This is a genomic window from Actinomadura gamaensis, assembly GCF_042652125.1.
GTDB classification, from domain to species: domain Bacteria; phylum Actinomycetota; class Actinomycetes; order Streptosporangiales; family Streptosporangiaceae; genus Spirillospora; species Spirillospora gamaensis.
Window position 1 is genome coordinate 636,368 of record NZ_JBHSIT010000005.1, and the last position, 26,825, is coordinate 663,192.

Below are 26,825 nucleotides of genomic sequence, written 5' to 3' on the forward strand. Positions count from 1 at the left end.
CCGGGCCGCCGGCCGATGACCGAGCCGCCCCCAGCCCGCGAGCCGCGCCCGTCGCGCGAGCCGCGCCCGTCGCGCGAGCCGCGCCCGTCGCGCGAGCCGCGCCCGTCGCGCGAGCCGCGCCCGTCGCGCGAGCCGTCCGTGGTGCGCGATACGCGCCCGTCGCGTCTACCCGTGGGTCGCACCGCGACATCAGAGCCCCGCTGCATCCCTCCGCCCGCCCCCCTGAGGAGAAAGCCATGGCAGCACCGGCGCCCCACACCCCGGCCCTCCCGGCGACACCGGCCAAACCGTGGTACAAGCAGTTGTACCTGTGGGTGCTGATGGCCATCCTCGCAGGGATCTTGACCGGATGGTTGTGGCCCTCGGCCGGAACCTCCTTGCAACCGGTCGGGTCCACGTTCGTGTCCGCGATCAAGATGCTGATCACCCCGATCGTGTTCCTGACGATCGTCGCGGGCATCGGCGGCGTCGACGACCTGCGCCGAGTCGGACGCGTCGGCCTGAAATCACTGCTGTACTTCCAGGCCGGCACGCTGGCCGCGCTCGCGGTCGGCCTGCTCGCGGTCAACCTGTTCAAGCCCGGCACCGGCGTCCACGCCCGCCTTGACCACCTCGACCTGGCCGGAGACGCGGCCCAGTACGTCAAGGAAGGCCAGGATCAGAGCTGGTGGCACTTCCTGACCGACATCGTCCCGTCCAGCGCGATCGGAGCCTTCGCCGACGGCGACATTCTCCAGGTCATCTTCGTGTCCGTGCTGTTCGGCGTCGCGCTCAAGGCCGTCGGCCCGCCGGCTCAGCCGATTATCGACGGCGTCAACCGGCTCAGCGCCGTCATCTTCAAGATCATGTACTACGTCATGCAGGCCGCGCCGGTCGGTGCGTTCGGCGCGATGGCCTACACCATCGGCAGGTACGGGGTCTCCACGCTGACAAGCCTCGGCTCGCTGCTCGGGCTGTTCTACGGCGCCTCGGCGTTCTTCGTCGTGGTCGTCCTCGGCGGCATCACCGCACTGCTGAGGATCAACATCTTCCGGTTGCTGCGTTACCTGCGCGAAGAGTTCCTCATCGTGCTGGGCACCTCCTCGTCGGAGAGCGTGCTGCCGCGCCTGATGACCAAACTCGAAGGGCTGGGCGTCCGCCGCGAGATCGTCGGCCTCACCGTCCCCACCGGCTACTCCTTCAACCTCGACGGCAGCTCGATCTACCTGTCCCTGGCCGCGGTCTACATCGCCCAGGCCACCGACACACCGCTCAGCCTCGGACAGCAGATCGGCCTGCTCGCCGTCATGCTCCTCACCTCCAAGGGCTCCGGCGGCGTCACCGGCGCCGGGTTCATCGCCCTGGCCGCCACCCTGTCCACCGTCGGCACCGTCCCCGCCGCGGGCATCATGCTGATCTTCGGCATCGACAAGTTCATGTCCGAATGCCGCGCCCTGACCAACCTGGCGGGCAACAGCGTCGCCACCCTGGTCGTCGCCCGCTGGGAACACACCCTGGACACCGCCCGCGTCAACCGCGTCCTGCGCACCGGCACCCCCGAACCCCTCACGTCCCCGGCCTCTGACCAGCCCGCCGTCACCGACTCCCGAGCCCTCACCGCCAGCCCATGACAGCCCCTGACGGGCGGCCCGTACCGCCGCACGTACCGACGTCCTCGTCGCCCCTTGGTCATGCCATACGCGGAGAGCGGCCGGGGCATGGTCGTCATGGCCGAGACGCTCTCGCCCGACGGTCGAGTGCGCCGGTGACGGCGGCCAGGAGCAGGGCGGTGGCTGCGAGGAGTGCCCCGATCCAGGTGGGAGCGGTGTAGCCGAGGCCGGCGTCGATCGCGGCGCCGCCGAGCCAGGCGGCGACGGCGTTGCCGAGGTTGAAGGCGGCGATGTTGGCGGCCGAGGCGAGGGCGGGCGCGTCGGCGGCCTGGTCCATGACGCGGGTCTGGACGGCGGGTACGAGCATGAACCCGGTGACGCCGAAGGCCAGGAGGGTGAGCGCGGCGGGGATCCGGGCATGCGCCGTCACGGTGAACACGGTCAGGACCAGGGTGATGCCGGCGAGCGAGGCGTGCAGGGCGGGCATCGGACGGCGGTCGGCGGCCCGTCCGCCGATCAGGTTGCCGGCGAACAGCCCGGCGCCGAGCAGGACCAGCAGCCAGGGCACCGCGCCCGGGCCGAAGCCGGCGACGCGGGTCATGATGGGGTCGATGTAGGTGACCGTGCCGAAGACGGCGCCGAAGCCGAGCGCGGTGATGGCGAGCGCCAGCCACACCTGGGGCCGGCGGAAAACCCGCAGTTCGGCGCGCAGGCCGCCGGACGGCTCGGCCGGCCGTGCCGGGACCAGGACGACGATGCCGATCAGGGCGACCACGCCGATGGCGGTGACCGCCCAGAAGGTGGCGCGCCAGCCGAGCTGCTGGCCGAGTGCGGTGCCCAGCGGCACGCCGAGGACGTTGGCGGCGGTGAGCCCGGTGAACATCATGGCCACCGCCGAGGCCTTTCGGTTGGGGGCGACCAGGCTCGCGGCGACCACCGAGCCGATGCCGAAGAAGGCGCCGTGGGTGAGCGCGGCGACGACTCGTCCGGCCATCAGGACGCCGTAGGAGGGGGCCAGCGCGGAGGTCAGGTTGCCCGCGATGAACAGCGCCATCAGCGCCGCGAGCATGGTCTTGCGCGGGACCCGGGTGCCGGCGGCGGTGAGCAGCGGCGCTCCGACGGCGACGCTGATCGCGTAGGCGGTGACCAGCAGGCCCGCCGCCGGGATGGACACCGCGAGGTCGGTGGAGATCTCGGTCAGCAGGCCCGCGATGACGAACTCGGTGAGGCCGATGCCGAACGCGCCGACCGCCAGTGCCAGAAGTGCGGCGGGCATCGCGCGGGGCGCTGCCGCGGTGCTCGCGCCGGCGCTTGTGCCAGTGGTCGTGGTCGTCGTCGGTTCGGCGGTCATGCCAGGGCCGCCTCGGTGAGAACGGGGAAGGCGTCGGGATGGCGCGGGTCGGTGGTGGCGATGCCGCGGCTCTGGCCGATGTCGAGGTCGGGGTGGCTGGTCGTCTCGGCCGGGAGCTGCCGGGGACGGGGGAGGGCGGGCAGACGCTCGACGGTGCGGTCACGCAGGTCGGCGACGTGCCGCAGCGGTGAGGCGGGGTGCGCCGGGGGCGGGCCGGATTTCATGGATGTCCTGTTCGGGTGATGCCGCTCCGGGCCGGGGTTTACCGGCCCGGCCCGCAGCGGTGTCCGTCGGTGGGTGGCGGTCCAGGTCAGCGCAGGTCGGCGAGGTTCACCGCGGCGGCCATCGCGCGGTAGCCGGCCGCGTTGGGGTGCTTGTGGTCGCCGCTGTCGAACTCCGGGCGCAGCCGTTCGGGGTCGGCGGGGTCGGCGACGGCCCTGGCGAAGTCGGCGACCGCGTCGTACTCGCCGGACGTGCGGATCCACCGGTCGAGCTGCCGGATCTTGGCGGCGGACGTGGCGGTGTAGTACTCGGCGCCCTTCATCGGCAGCAGCGTCCCGCCGATCACCTTGATGCCGCGGGCGTGCGCGCGGCGGATGATCGCGCGGTGCCCTGCGATCAGCTCGGCGACGCTGCGGTCGGGGTCGGGCTTGTAGGTGGGACGGTCGATCTCGCTGAAGCCGATGTCGTTCAGTCCGGCCAGGACGATCACGGTGCCGACGCGGGGGTTGTCGAGGACGTCCCGTTGCAGCCGGGTGCCGAGCTTCTCCCCGAACCAGGCCGAGTCGGACAGGAGCATGCCGCCGCCGATGCCGGCGTTGAGCACCGGGCGCCGCTTGCCCGCGGCGGCCAGGCGGGCGGCGAGCTGGTCGGGGTAGCGGCTGTCGGTGTCGTTGCCGGACCCGAACCCGTCGGTGATGGAGTCGCCGAGGGCCACCACCGTGTCGCGGTGGGGCGGCTCGCCGGCCAGGTCCACGCCGGACAGGTAGTACCAGCTGTGCGTGGTGGCGCCCTCGCGGAAGGCCGAGCCGTCGGTGTCGGCGCGGTGGTCACCGGAAGCGCGGTAGGTGGTGGCGTATCCCTGAAGGTGCGTGGTGGCCGGGCCGGTCGTCCCGGCCAGGTACAGCGTGACCGTCAGCGACTCCAGCGGTTTCACCGGCAGGTCGGCCGGCTCGCTCACGACCTGGCCGCCGGCCGGGACGACCACCGAACGCGCGCCGCGTCCGAAGGTGAGATGCCGCAGCGATCCCGGGCTCACCGCCGCGCCCCGCCCGGCGCGCGCGATCGTCGCGCCGGTGACCTCCAGCGGCGAGCCGCCGTACTGGTTGGACAGCCGGATCCGCGCCCGCGTCCCGCCCTCGGTGACGCGCACGACCTGCCGCACCGTCTGGTCGGAGAATCCCGCTTCGGCCCAGTTCGGCTCGAAGCCCGTGCTGGGGCGTTGCATGGCCGCCGCCCAGCCCGTCGTCCATCCGCCGGAGGCGAAAGCGGCCTTGGACGTGGCGGCGGGAGCCGGGCCGGCGGCCGCGACGGTGCCGGTGGCCCCCACGGCCAGCGCGAGCGCCGGGACGAGCATGCGAGCACAGCGCCTGGTGCTTTTGAACACGGTCATTCCTCTGGGGCTCCAGGTCAGGAAAGTGGACCTGTTCAGATTCGGTGGTCGAGAATGTCCGCATCAAGATCAATACCGGGAAGAGCCGGTGAGCCCCGCTCACCGCTGGAGGTGCGGGGCGCAGTGGAGCGACATGAGATCGAGACGTTCCTGACGCTGGCCGAAGAACTGCACTTCCGGCGCACGGCCGAGCGGCTCGGGCTGGCGCAGGGCCGCGTCAGCCAGATCATCAAGAAGCTGGAGCGCCGGATCGGCGCACCGCTGTTCGAACGCACCAGCCGGCACGTCCGGACGACTCCGCTGGGCGAGCAACTGGCCGAGGAGCTCCGCCCGCACGTGGACGGGATCCGGCAGGCCCTGCAACGCGCCGTCGACGCCGGCCGCGGCGTCGGCGGAGTCCTGCGAGCCGGATTCCTCGGCGCGGCCGCCGGCCAGTTGCTGCTGGAGACGGTCGGCACCTTCACCGACCGCCATCCCGACTGCGCGGTGCAGATCGCGGAGACGCAGTGGCACGACACCGTCTCGCGGCTCGTCCAGCGCGAGGTCGACGTCCAGTTCATCGATCTGCTGTTCGCCGGCCACCCCGCCCTGACCGCCGGTCCGGCGCTGCTCACCGAGCCGCGGATGCTGGCGGTGCCGGCCGACCACGCCCTGGCCGCCGAGCGGTCGGTGCCGTTGGCGATGCTCGCCGACCATCCCCTGATCCAGGGCCTGACCGACGCACCGCACACGTTCCGGACCGACCGCTTCCCGCACCGCACCCCCGACGGCAGACCGGTCACTCCCGGGCCGCAGGCCGCCAGTTTCGGGGAGGCGCTGACACTCATCGCGGCCGGCAAGGGCGTCTTCCCCGTCGGCGCGCACGCCGCCCGCTTCTACCCCCGTCCGGACATCGCCTACGTCCCCATCCACGACGCCCCGCCCATCGCGTGGGGCCCGGTCTGGCTCACCGCCAACTCCAGCGAACGCATCCGCGAGTTCGTCCGTGCGGCCAAGGACGCGAACACCGCGACCGCATGACGGGGCCGTCGGTCCGCGTGCTCTGACGACCCCAGCCGGGCCTTGGACCGCCGACGAGACCTACGTGCGCCTGCTGCCACCGAGTCGATCAGCTCGGCCCGCCGGAGCATCTTCAGAAACTCCGGCCAGGTCGCCGACGCCGACGACCTGGAGAAGCCCGACCCCGTTTCTGGGCGTCGTCCGCGGCGTGACCGGAACAGGTCGCGCCATGGACGAGCGCGTCCACCCCGCTGTCCAGCGCTTTCACGGGCGGGGATTTGCGCACGCCGGATTAAATTCGTCGCTCTATTTCCTTGCGCACCAGGGGTCGGGACACTATCCGGCGAGTCCATCGAACCGGAGGTGTCTGTTGTTCGACAGGAGAATCGCCGCTCGCCGGGTGATGCTGACGTCCGCCGCCATCGCCTGCGCCGCCGCGGCGACCTGGGCCGGGCCGTCGGCCTCGGCCGCCGAGCACGGGGGCTGGCGGCCGTACCGGACCAGCCCGTTCACCGACACGGGCGTATGCGCGTTCACCGTGCACGGCGACATCGTCCGGGACGAGGAAGAGGTCCGCACGCTCCAGACCTACCCGAACGGCAAGGTCAAGCTGGAGGAGTTCCGGGGTCCGCTGGTCATCCGCTTCACCGGCAACGGCCACTCGGTCGTCCGGGAGGTCTCGGGCTACGGGTGGTTCCACCACCTCAAGGACGGCACGCGCCGCGCACGGATCGACGGCGGCCTCAGCATCGGCGTCCGGCAGGGCAACATCGGCTATCCGGCGGGTGAGTACATCATCCACGGCAAGTTCACCGTCGTCTTCAAGGCGGACGGGAACCAGATCGTCCATGCCGCGCACGCGAAAATCGAGGACCTCTGTCGAACCCTGGCATGACCGCGACGAGCCCGGATCTACGCATGCCGCCCCGGCGTCTGGCCCGCGACCAGGAGAAACGGCCGACATCTCACCGTGCAGCGAGACGCCGCCCAGGCCGAGGCCGACCGGCTCCCCCGCCGGTCCCTACGCCGCCCGGGCCGAGGCCGACCGGCTCCCCCCGGCGGTCCCTACGCAGGCCAGGGCTACTGCCTCGCCCTCGCCCGATTCGGCCAAGGAGCTCCGAACGTCATAGGGGATTTCTGGGCGGCTTGCGGAGGAGGGGTTCGAGGCGGGCGGCGGTCTGGCGGTATCGGCTGACGGGGACGAGGTGGACGCCGTCGAAGGCGCCGCTGTCGCGGATGGCCAGGACGTGGTCGCAGGCGGCGGCGATGCCGGCGTCGGGGTCGGCTTCCACGGCTCGGACGAGCGCGTCGGGGATGGTGATGTCGGGGATGGTGGCGGCGAGGTTGCGGGCCATGGTCGCGCTGGCCAGGACCATCACTCCGGCGTAGACGGGGGCGTCGACGGTGACGGTCTCGCGCCAGCGCAGCAGGTCGTCCAGGCTGTAGCTGACCTGGGCGAACACGAAGTCGGCCTGCTGCTTCCAGGCGGGCAGCGGCCGCATGCCGGCGGCGACGCCGATCCGGAACCGCGGATGCCCGGTGAAGACGGGGTCGGAGGCGGCGGCGCGGGCCTGGTCGAGCATGGACCGCACCGTGAGTTCGCCGGTGCGGTCGCCGGAGGCGGGCTTGTCGCCGTAGACGAACAGGAACCGCTGGACGCCGTAGGCGGCGGCGGTCAGCAGGTCCCGCTGGAAGCCGAGCAGGTTGCGGTCGCGGGCGTTCAGGCAGGCGATCCCGGTCGCTCCCATCGCCTGCACCTCGTGGGCGACCGCCACGCTCGACACCGTCGCCCGCCCGATGTGGTTGTCGGGGATCAGGAACGCGTCCGCGACGGCGTCCAGTACCCCGATCTGGTGTCGGACCCGCCGAAGATCCGGCCGGGTCGGCGGCTCGATCTCACACACCACCTCGAACCCACGTGTCATGCCCTCACCCTAGACGGCCGGTCAGCGGGCCCAAACAGACGTGACAATCCAGCGCCGTCGGTTGTCCGCAGGCTTCTCGCCCCCGGTGGCCGCCGCCGATGGCTTCCGGGGCGCTGCGGTGTCCTGTCGGTGCGGGCCGCGGTCCGGACGATCGGGAGTGGGACGATTCGTGAGAGCTCGGGAGGGTGTCATGAAGGTCGCTCCGAAGGCGTTGCTGTTCGATGTTCAGGGCACTGCGACGGATTTTTTCGCCACGGTGTGCGGTGAGGCCGAACGGATCTCCGCGGGCCGGTGCGAAGGCGTGGATTGGGGCGCCTTCGTCACGCGGTGGCGTGCCGCGTACTTCGCTGCGTTGGAGTCGGCAACGGTGTCCCGGGAGGCTTGGACGAGCGTCCACTCGGTGTATCGCCGGGAGCTGGACAGGCTGCTCGACCATGACGGCATCGCCGTCCTGGGGGAGGAGGAACGCGAGGAGCTGGCGTCGGCGTGGCAGAGACTGACGCCGTGGCCGGACGTGATCGAGGGACTGACTCGTCTCAAGAAGCGCTTCGTGCTCGCGACCCTGTCGAATGCCGACGTGTCCGCGGTGGTGAACATCTCCAAGCGCGGTGGCCTGCCGTGGGACGCCGTCTTCGCCGCCGAGATGGCGGGGGCGTTCAAGCCGGATCCAGCGGTCTACCGGATGGCCGCCGCCTATCTGGGGCTGCCGCCCGGAGAGATCATGATGGTGGCGTGTCACAAGTACGACCTCCGCGCGGCCGGAGCGCTGGGCTTTCGAACCGCCTTCGTGGCGCGTCCCGATGAGTTCGGCCCTCATGGCGTGGTCGATGTGGTGTTCGAGGACGAGTTCGACATCAACGCCGCCGACTTCCTCGATCTCGCTGGTCAACTCGGCTGCTGACCCGTCGGTGAAACGCAGGCGGGATCTCTGCGCCCAGACGCGGTCCCCGTTGTCCCGCACCGCTTCTGCGACCAGCAGGTCGGCACGGACGGGTTCGCCGATGAATCAGGTGCCGTCCGATGGTCTCACTTCCCGAGGGGCCAAGCCCGAACGGATCGGCGAGGCCGGAACAGGATGCCGCAGGGGAGGCTGGAGTGAGGCGCGACCGCGCGGCGGATGCGTTCCACGAGGTCGTGGGCCATGCGCGCCTAAGATCGGAGGGAGTGCGGCGTAGGCGTGCCAGCTTTCTTCTCGGGGATGTCGAGAAGTCGGCGGCGGCTCCGACCAAGAGATGTAAGGGGCCCGCGAGGGCCCGGTGACGGAACCGACGAGTTCGCGAATCCGCAGGAGTCGATATGACCTTCAACGTGCTCGAAACGCCCGAGGTGGACCTCGTCTACGACGTCCAGGGGCCGCTCCCGACGGAGGGCGGACGGCCGCCGCTCGTCATGATCGGCCAGCCCATGACCGCCGAGGGCTTCCGCGCGCTCGCGCCGCACTTCGGCGACCGGACCGTGGTCACCTACGACCCGCGTGGCCTGGGGCGCAGCAGGCGCCGGGACGACCGCACCGACAACGATCCCGAGACCCAGGCCCGCGACGTCCACGCGATCATCGAGGCGCTGGGCGCGGGTCCGGTCGAGATGTTCGCCAGCAGCGGCGGCGCCGTGACCGCTCTCGCCCTGGTCACCGCCCACCCCGGCGACGTGGCGACCCTGGTGGCGCACGAGCCGCCGCTCCTCACCGTCCTTCCCGACGCGGACGCCGCCGAACGCGCCCGGAACGCCGTCCGCGAGGCCTACGAGGCCAGGGGCTTCTTCGCCGGGATGGCCGCCTTCATCGCGATGACGTCCTGGCAGGGCGAGTTCACCGACGCCTACTTCGCCCAGCCCGCCGCCGACCCCGCCGCGCTCGGCATGCCGTCCGAGGACGACGGCAGCCGCGGCGACCCCCTGCTGTCCGACGCGTCCCGGCCGATCACCGGCTACGAGCCCGACTTCCCGGCCCTGAGGAGCGCCTCCACCCGCGTCGTGATCGCCGTGGGTGAGGAGACCGGCGACGCCCTCACCGGACGCACCGCCTGGGCGACGGCCGCCCTGCTCGGTCGGGAAGCCGTCGTCTTCCCCAGCCACCACGGCGGCTTCGCCGGCCCCGAGACCGGCTACCCCGGACAGCCCGAGGCCTTCGCCCGCAAGCTCCGCGAAGTCCTCGGCTGACGCCGGGAGACCTTTAGCTGATCAACCGGGCCCTACCTGTATTGCGGGTGCCGAGCCGGTGTCGCTTACCGGACGGGTGCGAGCCCGGTGACGTGCACCGCGTTGACGTAAAACAGCGGGGGCAGTCCCGAGAGGCTGACGGCGCCGTCGAGGTCATCAGGGCTGGGACGTTGCGGACGTGCTCTTCGGGCAGCAGCGGGTTGACGGGGTTGGCGACCCCGCCGACGGCCTGGGCCGCGAGGACGCGGCGGAGGCACGGCCGCTGTTGTGGAGCAGGAACGCGACGGTCTCTCCAGGGACGAGCCCGACGCCGTCCAGGACGCCGACCTCAGACCAGGAACGTCGGTACGGAGTGGTTTGATCTCCGACATGACGACCTGGTCCGATCTCACCCACGCCTACGGCTCGGCCGAAGACATTCCCGGCCTGTTCGAGCAACTCGATGTGCCCGGTGATCACGACCAGGCGTGGGAGCAGCTGTGGTCGGCGCTGTGGCACCAGGGCACGGTGTACTCGGCGAGCTTCGCCGCGCTCACCCCCTTGGCGGCCCTGGCCGCCGACGATGAACGGCACCGCGACGACCGTCTGCAAGCGGCCGGCCTCGGCGGCGCGATCATGTCCGACGAGCACCAGATGCACGACGCCGGCGACGTCCGGCGACAGTATGCGGCGGAGATCTCCCAACTTCACAAAGCCGCCCAGACCCTGCTGGACGCACAAGCCGATCACGAGACCTACACCATGCTGCTGCAGACGATCCTGGCGTTGGAGGGCGTACCGATCTGGGGCTCCAATCTCGAACAGCTCCTCGGCGAGGAGTACGAGGTGGAATGCCCCGGTTGCGAGACCAGCCTGTTCATCGCGCTGGGATCGCGCGGCTACTTCTCCACCGCCGAGGACTACGCCCTCCAAAACCAGGTTCACGCGCTCGCCCTGCACCCGGCCGATCCCGCCGAGCTACAGACCATCGGCAAGCGGCTGTACGACACCGCCCACGGCGACGGCCAGGCCACCCTCGCCGAGCAGATCCTGCACCTGTTCGGCACCGCCTCCTGCACCGAATGCGGCGCCGCCTTCACCGTCGCCGACCAGGTCACCGAGCTCGACTGATCTCCCTCACCTCAACCCGGCCCCAGAACGAACCTCCCAGGCCACCCGACTGCGACGGCGCAGGTCACATACCCCAGCAGAGAACCATCACGCAAAGGACACCCCGAAACAGTCACAGGCGTCCCGTACGATCGCCCCGTGAACAGCCCCGCGCCCCGGCTCCACGCCCGGCACCGCCTCCGTCAAGCCGAGGCGGTGCTGTCGACACTCGCCGCCGAGATCACCGACCCGCTGACCCTCACCCCCGAGCAGCAGCGGACATGGGACGCGGCGTGGGCACAACGACAGGAAGCCCTCGCCGACATCACCGAACCACCCCGCAGATGGACAACCGCCGCCTGACCCCCACCCCTCCAGGCACAACGCGGCCACCACAGCGACGGCCAACCCACCCCCGCCGAGCAGATCCTGCACCCGTTCGGCACCGGCGCCCCGGACTGGGTATTCAAAAGACGCCGAAGAACCGGTGCCACCGGGTGGGCCGCTGCAAGCGCGCTGCACCAGTTGGTCGGCCGCATCCGTGCAGTATCACGGTGCGTGCAGTCGTGGGGGGTTTCGCGAGACGGATGGCGAGCCAACTTCGGAGTCGTGGGTATCGTTCGGTCCGGTCATTGCTGGTAGCCTTCGGCCGCGCCGCCTGGGCCGGGCGCCGCATGCCTGTCAGCGCCTTTGCCGGTGCGAGCGGGTGGGCTGGGATTGCACCGGGCCCGGCCCTACAGGACGCCTTCAACGACTGTCTGGGTGAGTGGCGGCCCGGTGAACAGGTCTAGTAGCCGGTTGGCGACTTCCACGCATCCCAGTGGGTCGTCGGTGTAGCCCTCGAAGCCCGCGAAGCCGGCTGCCAGCAGGCTTCGCGGCACGGCGTCGGCGTCGAGCAGGACGCGCCAGTACGCCGCGGGCAGCGACAGGTATTCCAGGCCGGTCAGGCGGACGATCTCCAGCGGATCGGCGAGCGTGCCGGGGGCGGCGGTCAGGGTCCGTAGTTTCGGGCAGTCGAAGAGCGCGGCGAGGCTGACCGGGTCGCCCTCCCCCGTGCCGAGGCTCAGCACCTCCAGGTCGGGGTGCGCGGCGGCCTCGATGCTCGGAACGCTGCGGTCGGTGATGTAGGCGACCTGCGGTGTCCCGGCCGGCGGTTGTCTCAGGTAGAGCTCCTGACCGCCGACGATCATGTCGGTGAGCGAGTGGGCGATCAGGTCCGCGCCGATGCTCTTCTCGTGGCTGAGCAGGATCACCTGGCCGGTGTGCCCGGCCGGGCCGGGGGTGAGGTCGATGGCGTAGACGTCGCCGCCGCCGTCCTCCCCGAACGCGATCCAGCCCGGTGATCCGACCAGGCCCTGGACGGGCGAGTCCGGGCGCGTGACGACCGCCTCGAAGGCGGCGAACCGCCACTGGTCCGGGCGGGACTCCGGATCGGCGATACGGAGGTCGTCCAGTTCGTACAGTTCCAAGCGGACGGCGTCGGTGTACCGTCCCACCGCCGCGACGTCGTTGTCGAAGTCGCTCCACCGGGTCCCGCGCGTGACTCGGTAGACGGCTTTGAGTTCCTCGGGCAGCAGGAACCCGAGCCGCGCCTCGGCGGCGGCGATCTCGGCGTCGGTGGCGGGAATCGCCTCGGGCAGCCGCTCGCGCAGCGTGCGCTCCAGCAGCGCCGGGTCGGCGGTGGGCGAGGGCGTGGCGTGCGGGGTCGGCTCAGGCAGCCTGCGCCATGGCTCAGCAACAGCCCCGTCCACGAGGATCAGCTCTTGCGGGCCCTCGGGGCCGAGGCTCGTCCGGGGGACGTCCAGGGAGGCCATCCACCGCAGGACGACCCGTCCGGACGCCTCGAAATCGGCGACGAACGCGACCTCGTCGATGACGGTGTTGTCGCCGAGAACTGCTTGCACCGGCTTCACAGCCTCCTCGGTGGCCCGAGTGGGGGTGAAGCGGACGGCTCGTTCGGGGTCCGTGGGCGGTGGCTTCAGCGCGGTGCTCCAGCCGTTGGTGGAGATCGAACCCGTGGCCTGGCCCACGGGCACGCCGAGGGCGTCCCGCATGACCCGCAGCAGCGGCTCCCAGGTGGCGAAGTCGTCGAGCGCGGGCATGAGCAGCCTCCGGTACGGATCTGGTGATCACCTAGCGGAGCGATTGTGCCGGTTCACCCCGACACTTCCGGTGAAGCATCGAAGATGCAGCGTCGGCCATGATGGTGAGTGCCTGGCCGTAGGGGACAGGAGCACGCCGCGAACTTTTTGGGACGCCTGGCCCTGACCGGGGGCGATGTGGACGGACGCGCAGCAGGTCCTCCTAAGGCGCCGTCCGCATTCAGTCGAGGGAGGCACGGATGTCTGGTCAAACCGCGACGATCTCAGTGCGCTGCGAGTGCGGCGGTCTGGCGCGACGACAGGTGAACCAGTTCGTCCATGATGATGAGCTGTGGTGCGATTCGGAGTTCTCTTGCACGTCCTGCGGCACCCGCCTGTGTGAACACTCGGGGCCGGGTCCGGCGCCTGACCACGTTCGAGAAGCGCTGCTCGCTGTCCACGGACCGGCGAGGCTGCGACTGGCCGGCCCGCTCCGCCGCTTGGTGCCCGCGTTGAAGGTTTTCCGGGAGGTTTCAGGGGCCACGCTGCCGGGGGCTCGTGAGCTGGTTGAAGAACTGAGCCGTGGAGGCTTGACGGGGACACTTCCGGAGATGGAGTTCTTGATGACGCGGCTGCGGCTTCGCGGCGTCCCGGTCACCGTCGATCGGTAGCTCGTTCCGCAGAGACTTTGAGGGAAGCATCGAAGCGGGCTGAACGGCAAGGTCAGAAGTTGCGTTCGAACGATGACCCGGTGAGGTGGGAGCCGGCCACCGAACAGCGGATCACGGGCCATCCCGCGCACACCACCGCCGCCCAGATACGGTGTGGTCAGGCACCAGCACCCACCGGTCTGTTCGCCCCAGAGGGTGGAAGTGCAACCGGCGATTTCGGGGCCCGGGGGTGTTGACGATGGTGCGTCCGGCGGAACGCTAACCGCGTTCCGCCGGACGCACCACGGACGGCGTCACCGTCTTTCTGGGGGGCATGTCAGTCCTCTTAGGACGAGTGAGTGCGTTTTGCCGAGGTACTTTGCGCTGGTCTCTCCGCCGCCATCATCCACATCGCGGTGAGTGACTTGATGACACGCCGCCTCACCGGCGCGAACGCCGTTACCTGGCGAGGCACTTGACACCCTCAAAGGCAGGACGAAACTCCCTCTCATCGTCTGCAGGTTCTGGGTCAGGTGCGCTCGCTGTCCAGGAGAGGCATGAGGGGGGCGGCGTAGCGGCTTCCGGCTACGGCCTCGGCGGGTATTGCGCGGTCGATCGCGGTCAGGTCGTCGGGGGTGAGGGAGAGTCCGGCGGCGGCGACGGTGGCGGGGATTCGGTGCGGGCGGCGGGTGCCCACCACGGCGACCAGGGACGGGAAGCGGGTCAAGGCCCAGGCGATGGCGAGCTGGGCGATGGTGACGCCGCGGGCGTCGGCCAGGGGGCGGAGGCGGTCGGCGAGGGCGAGGTTGGTGGGCAGGTTCTCGGGGCGGAAGCGCGGCAGGTAGCCGGCGCGCGGGTCGCCGCCGGGCGGTGGCGCGTACGCGCCGGTGAGAAGGCCGCGGCTGAGGACGCCGTAGGCGGTGACGCCGATGCCGAGTTCCCGGCAGGTGTCGAAGATGCCGTTGGTCTCGGGGGAGCGGCTGAACAGGGAGAACTCGATCTGCACGTCGCAGAGGGGGTGGACGGCGTGGGCGCGCCGGATCGTCCCGGCCCCGACCTCCGACAGGCCGATGTGCCGGACGTGCCCGGCCTGCACCATCTCGGCGATCGCGCCGACGGTGTCCTCGATCGGGGTCGCGGGGTCGAGACGGCTGGGCCGGTAGATGTCGACGTGATCGGTGCCGAGGCGGCGCAGCGAGTAGGCGAGCGCGTTCTTGACGTGCGCAGGACGGCCCTCGATGCCGACGAACGTCCCGTCGGGGTCGCGCAGCCCGCCGAACTTCACACTGAGCAGCGCCCTGTCGCGATGCGCGCCCAGCGCCTTGCGGATGATCTCTTCGCTGTAGCCCATGCCGTAGAAGTCGCCGGTGTCCAGGACCGTGATCCCCGCGTCGAGAGCCGCGCGGACGGTGGCGACGAGATCGGCCTCATCGGTGCCCTCGGACAGCGCCTCGCAGCCGAGCGCGATGGGCGCCACCAGGGGGCCTTCGGTGCCGAGACGACGGAACCGCATGGAAGACCGCCTTTGGGGGATGTGGGCGCGTCCTGCAAGCGTTGACCCATCAACAGTAGGAAGGGTGGTGTTGCACATCAACACCACAGGGCGGTGCCGCTCTGCCCGTGGACGCCGCCGTGCAGCTCTGGTTCGCCTTCAAGCGCGCCTGCGAGGTCGTCCGGGCGCGAGCCTCGCCAGCATCGCCGAGGTCGCCGAAGCCGCGGGCCTCTCCGAGCCCGACCTCCTGATCGACAAGGCCGGCGGCGGCCTTCGGCAGAGCGAACTGGCCGCCGCGCTCGGCTGGGACCGCGCCCGGAGTCCCCACCATCTTCACCCGCCTGTAGGGAGGGGCCTCAATGCACCGTTTACACCGGATGTCCGAGGGAACCGGGCGGTAATGATCTTTGAGGGGTTCGCGCTGGAGCGGGTGGACGTCGGTGAGGCCGAGCTGCGGGTGCGGTACGGCGGTGAGGGTCCGCCCGTCCTCCTGCTGCACGGGCATCCCCGCACGCACGCGACCTGGCACAAGGTGGCGCCGCTCCTCGCGGAGCGCTACACGGTGGTGTGCCCGGACCTACGCGGGTACGGCCGGTCGTCCAAGCCCCCGACCACCGACGATCACGCGCCGTACTCCAAGCGGGCGATGGCCCGTGACTGCGTCGCGCTGATGCGGGCACTCGGCCACGAGCGGTTCGCGGTCGCCGGGCATGATCGCGGCGGCTACGTGGCGACGCGCATCGCGCTGGATCATCCGGACGCCGTGGCGGCGCTGGTCGCGATGGACGTCGTGCCGATCGGCGAGGCACTGGCCCGCTGCGATGCGAAGTTCGCCGCGGCCTGGTGGCACTGGTTCTTCTTCGGCCAGACCGCCAAGCCCGCCGAACGGATCATCAACGCCGACCCGGACGCGTGGTACAAGGCCACCGACGCCCACATGGAGCCCGAGGCCTGGGCCGACTACCAGGCCGCCATCCACGACCCGGACACCGTGCACGCGATGCTGGAGGACTACCGCGCCGGCCTCGGCATCGACCGAGCCCACGACGACGCCGACCGCGCCGCCGGACGCGTCGTCACCGCACCGACCCTGCTGGTGTGGGCCGCCCAGGACGACATGCATTACCTGTACGGCGATCCGCTGGAGATATGGCGCACCTGGGCGACGGACGTGCGCGACCGCACGATCGACTGCGGCCACCACATCGCCGAAGAGGCCCCGCACGAGTTCGCCGACGCCGTGATCGCATTCCTCGACGAGTGCGGTCCACTCGACGCGCAGCCGTCCCAACCGTCCACGCTCTAGAGAGCGGGCAGGACTGATCGCGCCGCTCAGGGGTTGAGGGAGTGAAGAGGTGAGACTCCGAACAGCAGAGCGGACGGCGAAGCGGGCGGCGGCGCTCGCCGCCTAGGACAGCTGCCCGCGCAGCCGATGCCGCGGCACGATCGAATCGGGAACAGCGGGCCTCGAAGGCGTCGGCGTCCCGCCGCAGAGGAGCATCGCCAGACTGAGGGTGTGCTGCGCCGCTCATACCAGCAAAAGGCGAGTCCCACGCGCCTCCCTGCTCCCATCTCCCGTCACCAGCGGCGAAACAGGTGTCCGGAAGTGCCCGAAGGGTGGAGGTTTCGCACCCAGAGCGCGGGTAGACGGGCGCAGAGGACAAGACGAGGAGGACGAGATGTCCCATGAGGAGACCGGTCAGGTGACCGGCACGAAGGACAAGGACTACAACATCATCTGGTTCACCGAGGCGTGTCTGAGCAACGTCCTTCGCCTCGAGACCTACATCCAGGACGCGCAGCGGGCCGGCGACCAGGAACTGTCCGACTTCTTCCGCCGTGCCCAGGCCGACAGCCGCAAGGGCGCCGAGCAGGCCAAGGAACTCCTCAAGAAGCGCCTGACCACCTGACGCCCGGCAGCGAGCGAGGACGGGCGGTGGCACCGACCCGTCGAGCCGGATACGACCGGCGCCGCTGCGGCGGCCGGCTGGAGGACCGACGAGCCCGTGGGCCGGAGAGAACCCTCCGGCCCACGGGCTCCGTTCGTATGGACGGCCAGGTCGAAGCGGTGGGGCGAACCGTGCCGTTCCGGAGGGGCGGCGGTGACGCGCCCGTCACGTACGGCGGGCGCCAGGACCTTGCCGACGTGCGGGCGCCTAGGCTGGCGCGGATGGGGCTGCTGTTTCCGCTGGGAGAAGACGAGGACGGGCCGCTGTACCGGAGGGTGCGGCGCGGCCTGGAGGACGCCATCCTCGCCGGGCGCTTCGAGGACGGGCGGCTGCCGTCGTCGCGGGAGGTGGCGGCCGAGCTCGGGGTGTCGCGGAACACCGTGAACCTGGCCTACCAGGAGCTGATCACCGACGGGGTGGTGATCGCCCGGCCGCGGTCCGGGCATGTGGTGAACGAGGAGTTGGCGGCGCGCAGGAGGGCGGACCCGACCGAGCACGCCTCGCCCGGCTGGCTCGCACGGCTCGAGTCACCGCCGGGCGCGGACGACCTGCCGCACGTCCGCAAGCCCGAGCACTGGGACCGCTATCGGTACGCGTTCGTCACAGGGCATCTGCCTTCCGAGGCGTTCCCCGACCGCGCCTGGCTGCGCTCCCTGCGCGAGGCGTTGCGGGGCGAGCACCGGCGGTTCAGCCTGCAGGACGGCATCGACGTCGACGATCCGCTGCTGACCGAGCTCGTCTGCCGGGAGATCCTGGCCGGCCGGGGGATCGCCGCGAACCCCGAGCGCGTGCTGATCACCGTGGGATCGCAGCAGGGCCTGCACCTGGTGGCCGGTGCGCTGGTGGGCGAGGGCAGCCGGGTCATGGTCGAGAATCCCGGGTATCCGGACGCCCGGCACATCCTCGCGCGCGCCGGCGCCGAACTGGTGCCGGGCGAGGTGGACGACGGCGGCCTCATCGTGGACGAGCGGCTTCTGGACGTCGCCCTGTGCGTCACGACCCCGGCCCACCACTACCCGTCGAACGTCACGATGACCGGTCAGCGGCGCCAGCGCCTGGTCGCGCTGGCCCGGGAGCGCGACATCGTGCTGGTCGAGGACGACTACGACAGCGAGCTGCGCTACGTCGGCCGGGCCTCACCGGCGCTGGCCTCGCTGGATCCCGACGCGGTGATCTATCTGGGCAGCTTCTCCAAGTTCCTGGCCCCGGGGCTGCGCCTGGGCTTCGTGTCCGCGCATCCCGTCCTGCTCGAGCACCTGCGGGATCTGCGCCGGTACACGATCCGGCACCCCTCGGGCCACCAGCAGCGGGCGCTGGCCCTGCTCATCGCGTCCGGGGAGTACCGGCGCGGCGTACGGCACCTGCGCGAGGCGATGCGGGTGCGCTGGGAACGGACGGTCGCAGCCGTGCGCCTGCACCTGCCCGACTGGGTCATGCGCCCGCGCGCGGGCGGCGTCAGCGTCTGGATCGGCGGCCCTCCCGGCCTGGACACCCGCGAGCTGGCCGCGCGCCTGGACCCGCGCGGCGTCCTGATCGAGCCGGGCGACACGTTCTTCTTCGACTCGCCGGGACCCGCGCGCGGCCCGATCCCGCGGCATTGGATCAAGCTCGGCTTCGGCGCCCTGGCCCCCGAGCGGATCGACGAGGGCGTGGCCGTCATCGCCGACGAGGCGAAGAAGCTGCTCGGCTAGCCATCTGGTACCTGCCGAACTGAACGAACTGGTTCTTTGCAGGGAGCCACTCCAGCGCCTACGATCCATTTCCAACTATTTCGGTCGGTTATATCGAAAGGGGTCCGGTGTGCTGCGAGCCGTCGGGCTGCGGGCCGGGGGAGTGCTCGCCCTGCTGGCGATCTGGTGGGGCGTCGCGGCCACGCACCTCTGGTCGGAGGTCTTCGTCCCGTCCCCCGGAGCCGTCTGGCACCAGCTCGTCCAGACGTCCACCACGCACGACGGGCAGCGCGGCTACGGCGGCCACCTCCTCTATGAACACCTGCTGGCCAGCCTGCGCCGCATCCTGCTCGGCAGCCTCTACGGCGTGGTCGGCGGCATCGTCCTCGGGCTGGTGCTCGGGCTGGTTCCGACGGTGCGCGCGCTTCTCGGCCCGCTGGTGACCTTCGTCCGGACGCTGCCCCCGCTGGCGTACTTCAGCCTCCTGATCATCTGGTTCGGCATCGACGAGTCACCCAAGATCGTGCTGCTGTTCGTGGCCGCCCTGCCGCCGGTCGCGGTGGCCACCGCCGACGCCGTGCGCGGCGTGCACGAGGACTACGTCTTCGCGGCCCGGTCGCTCGGGGCGCGCCGATGGCAGATCCCGCTGCGGATCGTCCTGCCCTCGATCCTCCCCGAGGTCATCACGGGCGTCCGGGTCGCCGTCGGCGTCGCCTACACCACGGTCGTCGCGGCGGAGACCGTGAACGGCGTGCCCGGCATCGGCGGCATGATCCGCGACGCCCAGCGCTACACGCAGACCGACGTGGTGGTCCTCGGGCTGCTCACGATCGGCGCCTCCGGCCTGCTCATCGACGGCCTGCTCCAGCTGGCCGAACGCCGCCTGGCGCCCTGGCGCGGCAAGTCCTGACCCCCGTACGACACTGACGGACAGAAGGCATCCATGAAGAAGACCCACGGCCCGGCGTTGCTCGCCACCTTCGCCACCGCGCTCTCCCTCGCACTCGCCGCCTGCTCCTCGGGTACGGGAGCGGCAAAGGCTGCAGGGGGCGGCGCCGCGAACTCCGACGGCAGTCCCAAGACGCTGCGCATCGGCTACCAGCTCATCCCGAACGGCGATCTGGTCGTCAAGGACCAGCGGTGGCTGGAGAAGGCCCTGCCCAAGACCAGGATCACGTGGTCGAGGTTCGACTCGGGCGGCGACGTCAACACCGCGATGATCGCCGGTTCGATCGACATCGGCCTGGCCGGGTCCAGCCCGGTCACCAAGGGCCTGTCGGCGCCGCTGAACATCGGGTACAAGGTGCCGTGGATCTTCGATGTGATCGGGGAGAACGAGGCCCTCGTCGCCCGCAGGGCCACGGGGATCGCCGAGCTGAGGGGGAAGAAGATCGCCACCCCGTTCTCCTCGACCTCGCACTACAGCCTGCTGGCCGCGCTCCAGGACGCCGGGCTCAAGGAGACCGACGTGAAGATCGTCGACCTCGAGCCGCCGGACATCCAGGCCGCCTGGAGCCGCGGCGACATCGACGCCGCCTACGTCTGGACGCCCGTCCTGTCGGAGCTGGAGAAGACCGGCAAGGTCCTCGTCACCAGCAAGGACCTCGCCGCCAAGGGCAAGGTGACGGCCGACCTCGCGGTCGTTCGGACGGCGTTCGCCGACAGGTACCCCAAGGCGCTGTCGGTCTGGCTCCAGCAGGAGGACCGCGCGATCAAGCTGATCCGCAGCGACAGGACGACGGCCGCAGCGGCGGTGGGCCGCCAGCTCAACGTGTCGCCGGACGACGCGTCCAAGCAGATCGACCAGCTCGTCCTGCTGGACGGCAGGCAGCAGGCAGGGCCCCAGTACCTCGGGACGGCGTCCCGGCCGGGAGCCTTGGCGCAGAACCTGTACAGCGCGGCCCAGTTCCTCAAGGCGCAGAACAAGATCCCCACCGTGCCCGACCTGGACGTCTTCCAGCGCGGCCTGGCCGGCAAGGAACTCGGCGATGCCTTCCTCCGATAGCCCGATCCCGACCTCGGACGGCCCGACCTCGACCTCGGACGGCCCGACGACCTCGGACGGCCCGACGCCCTCCGGCGGCCAGGCGGCGGCGGTCTCGCTCGACGCGGTCTCGGTGACGTACGGCGGTGACCGGCGGCTGGGCGGTCTGCTCGGCCGAACGGACACGGTGGACGCCCTGCGCGAGGTCGACACCGACATCCCGGCAGGCGAGTTCGTCACGATCGTCGGACCGTCGGGCTGCGGGAAGAGCACGCTGCTGCGCCTGGTCGCGGGCTTCGCCCGGCCGAGCCGAGGCGAGGTCAAGGTCGCCGGTGAGCCGGTCACCGGTCCCGGCCCCGACCGCGGCGTCGTGTTCCAGCAGCCCCGGCTCTTCCCCTGGCTCAACGTGCGCCGGAACGTGGAGTTCGGCCTGCGGATGACCGGTGTCCCCGTGGCCGACCGCCGGACGCGTACCGCCGAACTGCTCGACCTGGTCGGGCTGTCGGAGGCGGCCACGCGCCTGCCGCACGAGCTGTCCGGCGGGATGCAGCAACGCGCCGCGATCGCCCGCGCCCTGGCCCCCGGCCCCCGCATCCTGCTCATGGACGAGCCGTTCGCGGCTCTCGACGCCCTCACCCGCGAGCGCCTGCAAGAGGAGCTGCGCCAGATCTGGCGGCGGACCGGCACGACCGTCCTCTTCGTCACGCACAGCGTCGACGAGGCCGTCCTGCTCGGCACCCGGATCATCGCCCTCAGCAGGCGCCCCGGCCGCGTCGTCCTGGACGAGACCTCCACGCTGCCGCGCGAGGAGTCCCCGCACGCCCACCCCGGCTTCCTCGCCCTTCGCGAGAAGCTCGCGGCCACCGTGCGCGCGGCCGCCGCCTGACCACTGGAGAACCACCACCATGTGCATCCTGTGCTCCGACAATGTCGGCAGGCGCGCCGTCCTCGGCGGTTCGCTGGCCGCCGCCGGCACCGCACTGCTCGCCGAGGGCCACCGCTCGACCGCCGCCGACCTCGACCGGGCCGGCGGCACGCTGCCGATCTGGGCGGCGCACACCAACGCGCACATGGGCGTGGCCAACGTCCACATGGGCGTGGCCGACGTCCACATGGGCGTGGCCGACGTCCGTATCCACGGCAACGGCGACGCGGCCATCGACGACCTGCTCGACGCCTACGAGTCCGCCATCGCCGAGCACGGACGGCGCGACCACAGGATGCGGATCGAGCACGCCCAGACCGTTCGCGAGGACCAGCCGGACCGCGTGAGACGGCTCGGCGTCCAGGCGTCGTTCTTCGTCTCGCACACCTACTACTGGGGCGACCCGCGCCGCGACATCTTCCTCGGCCCCGAACAACGGGCCGAGAACCCGCTGACCGTCCGGCCGCACGCGATCAAGGACAGCGAGGTGCTGCAGACCATCGTCGGCGGCCGGGCCGTCCACACCGCCTGACTAGAAAGGGATGCCCCGTGCGTTTCCACTGGTTCCTCCCCACCACCGGCGACGGGCACGACGTCCGTACGGCGATCATGAACACCGACGCGTCCCGTTCCGCGTCACGCCCGGGCAGCGTCCGCTACCTCTCCCAGGTGGCCCGCGCCGCCGAGGACGCCGGTTTCGAGGCCGCGCTCACCCCGGTCGGCGCCGGCTGCCCCGACCCGTGGATCGTCTGCGCCGCGGTGGCCCAGCACACCGACCGGCTGAAGCTGCTGGTGGCCTTCCGGCCCGGCTCCACCCTGCCCACCCTGCTCGCCCAGCAGGCCCAGACCTTCCAGGAGATCTCCGGCGGACGGCTCCTGCTGAACGTCGTCACCGGCGGCGACCCCGTGGAACAGCGCGCCTACGGCGACTTCCTCGATCACGACGCCCGCTACGACCGCACCGCCGAGTTCCTTCACGCTCTCCGCCGCACCTGGACGGGAGACCCCTTCGACTTCCGCGGCGACCACTACACCATCGAGAAGGGAGGCCTGACCACACCCCTCACCGACCCCCCGGAGATCTATTTCGGCGGCGCGTCCCCGGCCGCCGAACGCGTCGCGGCCGAGCACGCCGACGTCGCCCTCATGTGGGGCGAACCCCCGGCCGCGATCGCCGAGCGCGCCACCAGGCTGCGAGCCGCGGCCGCCGCCCGCGGCCGCGCGCTCCGCCTGGGCATCCGCCTCCACGTCATCGCCCGGGACACCACCGAGCAGGCCTGGGCGGAGGCCGACCGCCTGTTGGCGGGCATGGACCCCGCCCGGATCCAGGCGGCCCAGCGACGCTTCGCCCGCTTCGACTCGACCGGCCAGAGCCGCATGACCGCCCTGCACGGCGGCGACACGCGGAGCCTGGAGGTCTCGCCCGGCCTCTGGGCGGGCGTCGGCCTGGTCCGCGAGGGCGCGGGAACGGCCCTGGTCGGCTCCGACGCCGAGGTCACCACCCTGATCCGCGAGTACGCCGCCCTGGGCATCGAGGAGTTCATCCTGTCCGGCTGGCCCCACCTGGAAGAGGCCTACCGAGTGGGCGAGTACCTCCTCCCCACCCTCACCCCGGCCACGACCTGACCCTTCGCTTCGCTGGTCGTGCTCCGTCCGCTCCTCTTCGATGGCAAATGTCAGCCTCCATCGCTTGCTGACGGCCCGCACCGGGGGTCCGTCATGGATCGGCGCCGGATATCGCTGCCGGGCGGCGGCGCGGCCGGACCGTCCCGGCGCGCGACGCCAGGCAGGCCGTCGGCGATGATGTGGGCGTGGAGTACGGGTCCAGAGTGCCGCGTCCGCCGCTGGACGGGCTGATCGACGACATCTATTACCTGGAGGGCGTCCCGCCGTACTCCCGGTTGATGCTGCCGGCGGCACCGGCGCCGTTGCTCATCGTCAATCTCGGGGACCCGTTCCTCATCCGCGCCGGCACCGCCGTTGAGGCCCTGGAGTACGCCGACGGCTGCGCGGTCACCACACCCACCCGCGCGTGGGAGTTCGGCTACCCGACCCCGACCCGCTCCGTGGGTGTCCACTTCAAGCCGTGGGGCCTGGCACCGTTCCTTCCGGTGCCCGCGGCCGAGTTGTGTGACCGACCGGCGACGATGGAGCAGATCTGGGGCCGGCCCGCGATCACCGAGTTGCGACGCCGGCTGAGCCTGGCGGACGCACCGGACGAAATGTTGATGGTGCTCGAGGAGGAACTGGAGCGACGGCTGCGGGTGATCGATGGTCTGGACCTGATCCGCCGAACGAGCGGCGCCATCGCGGAGACAGGCGGGACAGTGCCGATCAGCGACCTCGGTGTCGCAGCCCGCGCCAGCAGCACCTACCTGGCGAAGCGGTTCAAGGCCATCGTCGGCGTCACGCCGAAACGGCTGGCTCGCAGCTACCGCTTCAGCTCCGCCGTGTTGGCGATCGACGTCGCCGCACCGATCGACTGGGGAGACGTCGCCGCTGACGCCGGATACTTCGACCAGGCCCATTTCGTGCACGAGTTCAGGGAGTTCACCGGGCTCACGCCGACCCGGTACATCGAAGTCCGGCGGCGATTCCTGCGCGACCATCCCGGCCACGCACTGGACGGCTGGCCGCTGCCGGCCGATTGATTTCTTACAAGAGCGACGTCTCATGCCGCACAAGACTGGGGCCCCCGAAACGAGGAGGAACCATGGGGAAAGTGGTCATGAGCGCGTCGGTCTCGGTGGATGGATTCATCGCGGCCGAGAACGACGATCCCGGTCCGATCTTCGAGTGGCTGACCAGCGGTGACGTGCCGTTGGACGACGGTGGCGTACTGAAGGTGTCGCAGGCGTCCTACGACTACACCCGGCCGTACTGGGACGAGATCGCAGTGACGATCGCCGGCCGCCACGTCTTCGACATGACCGACGGCTGGGACGGCACGCCACCGTCCGGCGTCGCCCACGTGGTCGTCGTGACGCATCGGCCGACGCCCGAGGGCTGGGACACCCGGGCGCCGTTCCACTTCGTCGACGGCATCGAGGCCGCCATGGCCGAGGCGCAGAAGCTTGCGGGCGACCGTACGGTCGAGGTCGCCGCCGGCGACGTCGGCGGCCAGATGCTCGCGTCCGGGCTGGTCGACGAGGTGCGCATGGACATCGCGCCCGTCGTGTTCGGGTCCGGCAAGCGCTACTTCGGCTCCGTCGACGCACAGCACCTCTTGGAGGATCCAGACGTGGTGATCCAGGGCAACCGGGTGCTCCACCTGCGCTACCGGGTGCGCCGGTGACCGATCTGAGCGAGCACGCGAAGAAGTCCACTGCGACGGTGACACCAGACCGGGCCTTCGGCTGCGTTCGTGCATCGCTGCCCTGGGATGGAAGTCGAGATCCTCCAGATCGGCAAACCTCGACTCGCCTGCCGCTACCTTCGCCTGCCCTGACCTGACCAAGTTGTGCCGGCTCGATGAGCTCGGCCCAGCCGTCACCGGCTTCAAGACCGCCACCACCGAAGAGCTCCCCGACGCGACAGCGGTCATGGATCCCTTCCACGTCGTGCACTTGGCCGACCGATGCGCTGGACCGGTGCCGCTGCCGGTGCCGCCGCCGGGGCCAGTTGGCGATCCAAGGTCACCGCGGCATGAAGAACGACCCGCTCTACTCCGCGCGCAGGACCCTGCAGACCGGTGCCGGGCTGCTCACCCGATCAGCACCGGTGTCCCGAACTCACTGGTCGAGGTCACCGCACTCGGCCGCACGTTGAAGAAACGGGCAGCCGACGCGCGGGCCTACTTCGATCGGCCCGGCACCAGCAAGGGTGGCTGCCGGTCGACTTCGGTACAAGCCCATCGCGATGGCCGCCCGTCCGCCTGGAGAGCGGCGCGGGGACAGGGGCGCGGGCGCAAAGAACACTTCGGGGAGGCAGACGCCGGCGCCGCGGCCCCGGTCCTGCTCGGTGGCGTTTTTCGGCGTCCCGTTGGCCCTGCGCGCTTGGGGTGTTCGGTGGATCTCGTGCCGACGGGCAGGGCCGCTCGCGCGGTCCTGCCCGTCGGTGGTCTGCTGCTGGTGCGCGTCGTTAGAGCGCGCGGACCATGTCGGCCTGCATGCCCCTGGGGCCGCGGATGGAGGTGAACTCCACCTTCTGGTTCTCTTCCAGGGTGCGGAACCCGTCGGTGTCGATCACCGACTGATGGACGAAGATGTCGCCGGTGCCGTCACTGGGGGCGATGAACCCGAATCCCTTGTCGGGGTTGAACCACTTCACGGTTCCCTGAGTCATTGGGGTGTCCTCTCATCGGGCGACGGACCGCGCGGCTGCGCGATCCGGGCTGCTGGCCGTACGCCCGTCTGGAGTTGCCCCCAAAAGGCAAAACGCCCGCCGGAAGAACTCCGCGGGCGTTTTCACGTTCGCAAAACTCGACTACAACCATTGGTACCGACCCTACACCAGATCGGCAGAATCCGCTGGGCTCAGCCCCCCACGGCAACTTTGGGCGTCAGCCGCCGAGGTGGACGGGCCCTGCGGGGGACCCGGAAACAGCAACTTTCGGCGAAGTACCAGCACCGAATTCCGTCGGTGATTCTGGCCTGTTTCCCCAGCCGCCCGAACGTGTTCAGCCCGGCGGAATCGCCGAAGGACGCCTGCGACAGATCTAGGGTGATTCGCTGCCCGGAAGCCTTCGCCAGGAGCTCGCTGGACCTCGCAGAGGACCGCTGGCGCGCTGGCGGCGTCCAGCCGCCCCTCTGCCGCCGCCGGATGGCCAGGCCGCCGGGGAAGAACCCGACGGCCATGGCCAGCAGGCCAGACCCGTTCAGGGGCTTTTGCTGAGGTTCTGGTCGAGGCGTTGCTGGAGTTGGAGGTTGATCTTGTGGGCTTCGGCGAGCTGGTCTTCCAGGATGATGATGCGGCAGGCGGCGTCCAGGGCGGTGCCCTGGTCGACCAGGTCGCGGACGCGTTGGGCCAGGCGCAGCTGGTAGCGGGAGTAGCGGCGGTGGCCGCCGGCCGAGCGCTGGGGGACGAACAGTTTGGCGGCGTCCAGGGCGCGCAGGAAGGCGGGGGCGACGTTCAGCAGTTCGGCGGCGCGGCCCATGCTGTAGGCCGGGTAGTCCTCGTCGTTGAGCTTGTCGTCCAGCGGGTCCGGACCGGTGCCGGTGGCGGTGGCGCGGGTGGTCTCAGGTTGCATGCATTCCTTCCGTGTCGATCATGCGGGTGCGTGCCGGGCCGACGCCGACATGGGCCCCGGCGCCGCGCTGCGGCACCGGGGCCCCCTTTTGAGGAACAACACCATCTATCCGGCCGTCCGGCCTATCCGGTTGTACGGCCGGTTCGGCTCCGCGGCGCCCGCTC

25 protein-coding genes and 1 pseudogene are annotated in these 26,825 nt (G+C 70.8%); 18 read left to right on the plus strand and 8 right to left on the minus strand.

Annotation, left to right across the window (positions count from 1 at the left end):
- Positions 1-236: 236 nt before the first annotated feature.
- Entirely contained in the window at positions 237-1,610 is a 1,374-nt protein-coding gene (gene dctA, locus ACFPCY_RS20605) for a C4-dicarboxylate transporter DctA (RefSeq protein WP_378257453.1), read from the plus strand.
- Between the two features lie 94 nt (positions 1,611-1,704).
- On the opposite strand, the gene ACFPCY_RS20610 is transcribed toward dctA, so the two are convergent.
- From ACFPCY_RS20610 to ACFPCY_RS20620, 3 genes are all read right to left on the minus strand, one after another.
- The gene (locus ACFPCY_RS20610; protein WP_378257455.1) at positions 1,705-2,865 is read right to left on the minus strand and encodes an MFS transporter; all 1,161 of its coding nucleotides are present in this window, start codon (positions 2,863-2,865) and stop codon (positions 1,705-1,707) included.
- 71 nt (positions 2,866-2,936) lie between these two features.
- Complete coding sequence (locus tag ACFPCY_RS20615; protein ID WP_378257456.1) at positions 2,937-3,164, minus strand: hypothetical protein; 228 nt, start codon at positions 3,162-3,164, stop codon at positions 2,937-2,939.
- Between the two features lie 86 nt (positions 3,165-3,250).
- A complete protein-coding gene (locus tag ACFPCY_RS20620; RefSeq protein ID WP_378257458.1) occupies positions 3,251-4,552 on the minus strand; it encodes an SGNH/GDSL hydrolase family protein in 1,302 nt (433 codons plus the stop codon).
- Between the two features lie 123 nt (positions 4,553-4,675).
- Here ACFPCY_RS20620 and ACFPCY_RS20625 point away from each other — a divergent pair, with 123 nt between their 5' ends.
- Both ACFPCY_RS20625 and ACFPCY_RS20630 read left to right on the plus strand, forming a co-directional pair.
- On the plus strand, positions 4,676-5,572 hold the full coding sequence (locus ACFPCY_RS20625; protein WP_378257460.1) for a LysR family transcriptional regulator: 897 nt from the start codon (positions 4,676-4,678) through the stop codon (positions 5,570-5,572).
- A 349-nt stretch (positions 5,573-5,921) separates the two neighbouring features.
- Positions 5,922-6,446, plus strand: a complete 525-nt coding sequence (locus tag ACFPCY_RS20630; protein ID WP_378257462.1) for a hypothetical protein — start codon at positions 5,922-5,924, stop codon at positions 6,444-6,446.
- Between the two features lie 229 nt (positions 6,447-6,675).
- Here ACFPCY_RS20630 and ACFPCY_RS20635 read toward each other — a convergent pair whose 3' ends face one another.
- Positions 6,676-7,476 (minus strand): methylenetetrahydrofolate reductase, encoded by an 801-nt coding sequence (locus tag ACFPCY_RS20635; protein ID WP_378257463.1) that lies wholly within the window; start codon positions 7,474-7,476, stop codon positions 6,676-6,678.
- Between the two features lie 190 nt (positions 7,477-7,666).
- On the opposite strand from ACFPCY_RS20635, the gene ACFPCY_RS20640 reads away from it, so the two are divergent.
- The 4 genes from ACFPCY_RS20640 to ACFPCY_RS20655 all read left to right on the plus strand — a co-directional run bounded on the left by ACFPCY_RS20640 (position 7,667) and on the right by ACFPCY_RS20655 (position 11,085).
- Positions 7,667-8,377 (plus strand): haloacid dehalogenase type II, encoded by a 711-nt coding sequence (locus ACFPCY_RS20640; protein ID WP_378257464.1) that lies wholly within the window; start codon positions 7,667-7,669, stop codon positions 8,375-8,377.
- Positions 8,378-8,772: 395 nt separating this feature from the next.
- Positions 8,773-9,633, plus strand: coding sequence for an alpha/beta fold hydrolase (locus tag ACFPCY_RS20645; protein ID WP_378257466.1), 861 nt, complete (start codon positions 8,773-8,775; stop codon positions 9,631-9,633).
- 369 nt (positions 9,634-10,002) lie between these two features.
- Positions 10,003-10,743: a hypothetical protein gene (locus tag ACFPCY_RS20650; protein WP_378257468.1), complete on the plus strand. Its 741-nt coding sequence runs from the start codon at positions 10,003-10,005 to the stop codon at positions 10,741-10,743.
- Between the two features lie 138 nt (positions 10,744-10,881).
- Entirely contained in the window at positions 10,882-11,085 is a 204-nt protein-coding gene (locus ACFPCY_RS20655) for a hypothetical protein (RefSeq protein ID WP_378257470.1), read from the plus strand.
- A 371-nt stretch (positions 11,086-11,456) separates the two neighbouring features.
- Here the strand turns inward: ACFPCY_RS20655 and ACFPCY_RS20660 are convergent, their stop codons facing one another.
- Both ACFPCY_RS20660 and ACFPCY_RS20665 read right to left on the minus strand, forming a co-directional pair.
- Positions 11,457-12,824, minus strand: coding sequence for an SMI1/KNR4 family protein (locus ACFPCY_RS20660; RefSeq protein ID WP_378257472.1), 1,368 nt, complete (start codon positions 12,822-12,824; stop codon positions 11,457-11,459).
- Between the two features lie 1,158 nt (positions 12,825-13,982).
- Positions 13,983-14,966: an aldo/keto reductase gene (locus ACFPCY_RS20665; protein WP_378257474.1), complete on the minus strand. Its 984-nt coding sequence runs from the start codon at positions 14,964-14,966 to the stop codon at positions 13,983-13,985.
- Positions 14,967-15,345: 379 nt separating this feature from the next.
- Between ACFPCY_RS20665 and ACFPCY_RS20670 the strand changes: the two genes are divergently transcribed.
- From ACFPCY_RS20670 to ACFPCY_RS20720, 11 genes and pseudogenes are all read left to right on the plus strand, one after another.
- Positions 15,346-16,251: an alpha/beta fold hydrolase gene (locus ACFPCY_RS20670; RefSeq protein WP_378257476.1), complete on the plus strand. Its 906-nt coding sequence runs from the start codon at positions 15,346-15,348 to the stop codon at positions 16,249-16,251.
- A gap of 373 nt (positions 16,252-16,624) precedes the next feature.
- Entirely contained in the window at positions 16,625-16,855 is a 231-nt protein-coding gene (locus tag ACFPCY_RS20675) for a hypothetical protein (protein ID WP_378257478.1), read from the plus strand.
- Positions 16,856-17,115: 260 nt separating this feature from the next.
- Positions 17,116-18,585, plus strand: a complete 1,470-nt coding sequence (pdxR, locus tag ACFPCY_RS20680; RefSeq protein ID WP_378257480.1) for a MocR-like pyridoxine biosynthesis transcription factor PdxR — start codon at positions 17,116-17,118, stop codon at positions 18,583-18,585.
- A 109-nt stretch (positions 18,586-18,694) separates the two neighbouring features.
- Positions 18,695-19,474 carry an ABC transporter permease gene (locus tag ACFPCY_RS20685; protein WP_378257482.1) on the plus strand — a complete coding sequence of 260 codons (780 nt, stop codon included), beginning with the start codon at positions 18,695-18,697 and terminating at the stop codon, positions 19,472-19,474.
- A 33-nt stretch (positions 19,475-19,507) separates the two neighbouring features.
- A complete protein-coding gene (locus ACFPCY_RS20690; RefSeq protein WP_378257484.1) occupies positions 19,508-20,569 on the plus strand; it encodes a taurine ABC transporter substrate-binding protein in 1,062 nt (353 codons plus the stop codon).
- Complete coding sequence (locus ACFPCY_RS20695; RefSeq protein WP_378257486.1) at positions 20,553-21,434, plus strand: ABC transporter ATP-binding protein; 882 nt, start codon at positions 20,553-20,555, stop codon at positions 21,432-21,434. Before ACFPCY_RS20690 ends, ACFPCY_RS20695 begins: the two co-directional genes overlap by 17 nt.
- Positions 21,435-21,453: 19 nt before the next feature.
- On the plus strand, positions 21,454-22,005 hold the full coding sequence (locus ACFPCY_RS20700; RefSeq protein ID WP_378257487.1) for an amidohydrolase family protein: 552 nt from the start codon (positions 21,454-21,456) through the stop codon (positions 22,003-22,005).
- Between the two features lie 17 nt (positions 22,006-22,022).
- A complete protein-coding gene (locus ACFPCY_RS20705; protein ID WP_378257489.1) occupies positions 22,023-23,099 on the plus strand; it encodes an LLM class flavin-dependent oxidoreductase in 1,077 nt (358 codons plus the stop codon).
- Positions 23,100-23,284: 185 nt separating this feature from the next.
- Positions 23,285-24,124, plus strand: a complete 840-nt coding sequence (locus ACFPCY_RS20710; RefSeq protein ID WP_378257491.1) for an AraC family transcriptional regulator — start codon at positions 23,285-23,287, stop codon at positions 24,122-24,124.
- A gap of 62 nt (positions 24,125-24,186) precedes the next feature.
- A complete protein-coding gene (locus tag ACFPCY_RS20715; RefSeq protein ID WP_378257493.1) occupies positions 24,187-24,768 on the plus strand; it encodes a dihydrofolate reductase family protein in 582 nt (193 codons plus the stop codon).
- Between the two features lie 196 nt (positions 24,769-24,964).
- A pseudogene (locus ACFPCY_RS20720) lies at positions 24,965-25,297 on the plus strand (transposase); the annotation flags it as partial.
- A 256-nt stretch (positions 25,298-25,553) separates the two neighbouring features.
- Here the strand turns inward: ACFPCY_RS20720 and ACFPCY_RS20725 are convergent.
- Together ACFPCY_RS20725 and ACFPCY_RS20730 are read right to left on the minus strand one after the other, a co-directional pair.
- Positions 25,554-25,757, minus strand: a complete 204-nt coding sequence (locus tag ACFPCY_RS20725) for a cold-shock protein (RefSeq protein ID WP_378257495.1) — start codon at positions 25,755-25,757, stop codon at positions 25,554-25,556.
- A 532-nt stretch (positions 25,758-26,289) separates the two neighbouring features.
- On the minus strand, positions 26,290-26,661 hold the full coding sequence (locus ACFPCY_RS20730) for a MerR family transcriptional regulator (RefSeq protein WP_378257496.1): 372 nt from the start codon (positions 26,659-26,661) through the stop codon (positions 26,290-26,292).
- Between the last annotated feature and the right edge of the window lie 164 nt (positions 26,662-26,825).

Excerpts from the sequence above, each read along its gene's own strand:
- dctA (WP_378257453.1), top strand. The coding sequence starts at position 237 with ATGGCAGCACCGGCGCCCCACACCCCGGCCCTCCCGGCGACACCGGCC.
- ACFPCY_RS20610 (WP_378257455.1), bottom strand. The coding sequence starts at position 2,865 with ATGCCCGCCGCACTTCTGGCACTGGCGGTCGGCGCGTTCGGCATCGGC.
- ACFPCY_RS20615 (WP_378257456.1), bottom strand. The coding sequence starts at position 3,164 with ATGAAATCCGGCCCGCCCCCGGCGCACCCCGCCTCACCGCTGCGGCAC.
- ACFPCY_RS20620 (WP_378257458.1), bottom strand. The coding sequence starts at position 4,552 with ATGACCGTGTTCAAAAGCACCAGGCGCTGTGCTCGCATGCTCGTCCCG.
- ACFPCY_RS20635 (WP_378257463.1), bottom strand. The coding sequence starts at position 7,476 with ATGACACGTGGGTTCGAGGTGGTGTGTGAGATCGAGCCGCCGACCCGG.
- ACFPCY_RS20640 (WP_378257464.1), top strand. The coding sequence starts at position 7,667 with ATGAAGGTCGCTCCGAAGGCGTTGCTGTTCGATGTTCAGGGCACTGCG.
- ACFPCY_RS20645 (WP_378257466.1), top strand. The coding sequence starts at position 8,773 with ATGACCTTCAACGTGCTCGAAACGCCCGAGGTGGACCTCGTCTACGAC.
- ACFPCY_RS20650 (WP_378257468.1), top strand. The coding sequence starts at position 10,003 with ATGACGACCTGGTCCGATCTCACCCACGCCTACGGCTCGGCCGAAGAC.
- ACFPCY_RS20660 (WP_378257472.1), bottom strand. The coding sequence starts at position 12,824 with ATGCCCGCGCTCGACGACTTCGCCACCTGGGAGCCGCTGCTGCGGGTC.
- ACFPCY_RS20665 (WP_378257474.1), bottom strand. The coding sequence starts at position 14,966 with ATGCGGTTCCGTCGTCTCGGCACCGAAGGCCCCCTGGTGGCGCCCATC.
- ACFPCY_RS20670 (WP_378257476.1), top strand. The coding sequence starts at position 15,346 with ATGATCTTTGAGGGGTTCGCGCTGGAGCGGGTGGACGTCGGTGAGGCC.
- ACFPCY_RS20675 (WP_378257478.1), top strand. The coding sequence starts at position 16,625 with ATGTCCCATGAGGAGACCGGTCAGGTGACCGGCACGAAGGACAAGGAC.
- pdxR (WP_378257480.1), top strand. The coding sequence starts at position 17,116 with ATGGGGCTGCTGTTTCCGCTGGGAGAAGACGAGGACGGGCCGCTGTAC.
- ACFPCY_RS20690 (WP_378257484.1), top strand. The coding sequence starts at position 19,508 with ATGAAGAAGACCCACGGCCCGGCGTTGCTCGCCACCTTCGCCACCGCG.
- ACFPCY_RS20695 (WP_378257486.1), top strand. The coding sequence starts at position 20,553 with ATGCCTTCCTCCGATAGCCCGATCCCGACCTCGGACGGCCCGACCTCG.
- ACFPCY_RS20700 (WP_378257487.1), top strand. The coding sequence starts at position 21,454 with ATGTGCATCCTGTGCTCCGACAATGTCGGCAGGCGCGCCGTCCTCGGC.
- ACFPCY_RS20715 (WP_378257493.1), top strand. The coding sequence starts at position 24,187 with ATGGGGAAAGTGGTCATGAGCGCGTCGGTCTCGGTGGATGGATTCATC.
- ACFPCY_RS20725 (WP_378257495.1), bottom strand. The coding sequence starts at position 25,757 with ATGACTCAGGGAACCGTGAAGTGGTTCAACCCCGACAAGGGATTCGGG.
- ACFPCY_RS20730 (WP_378257496.1), bottom strand. The coding sequence starts at position 26,661 with ATGCAACCTGAGACCACCCGCGCCACCGCCACCGGCACCGGTCCGGAC.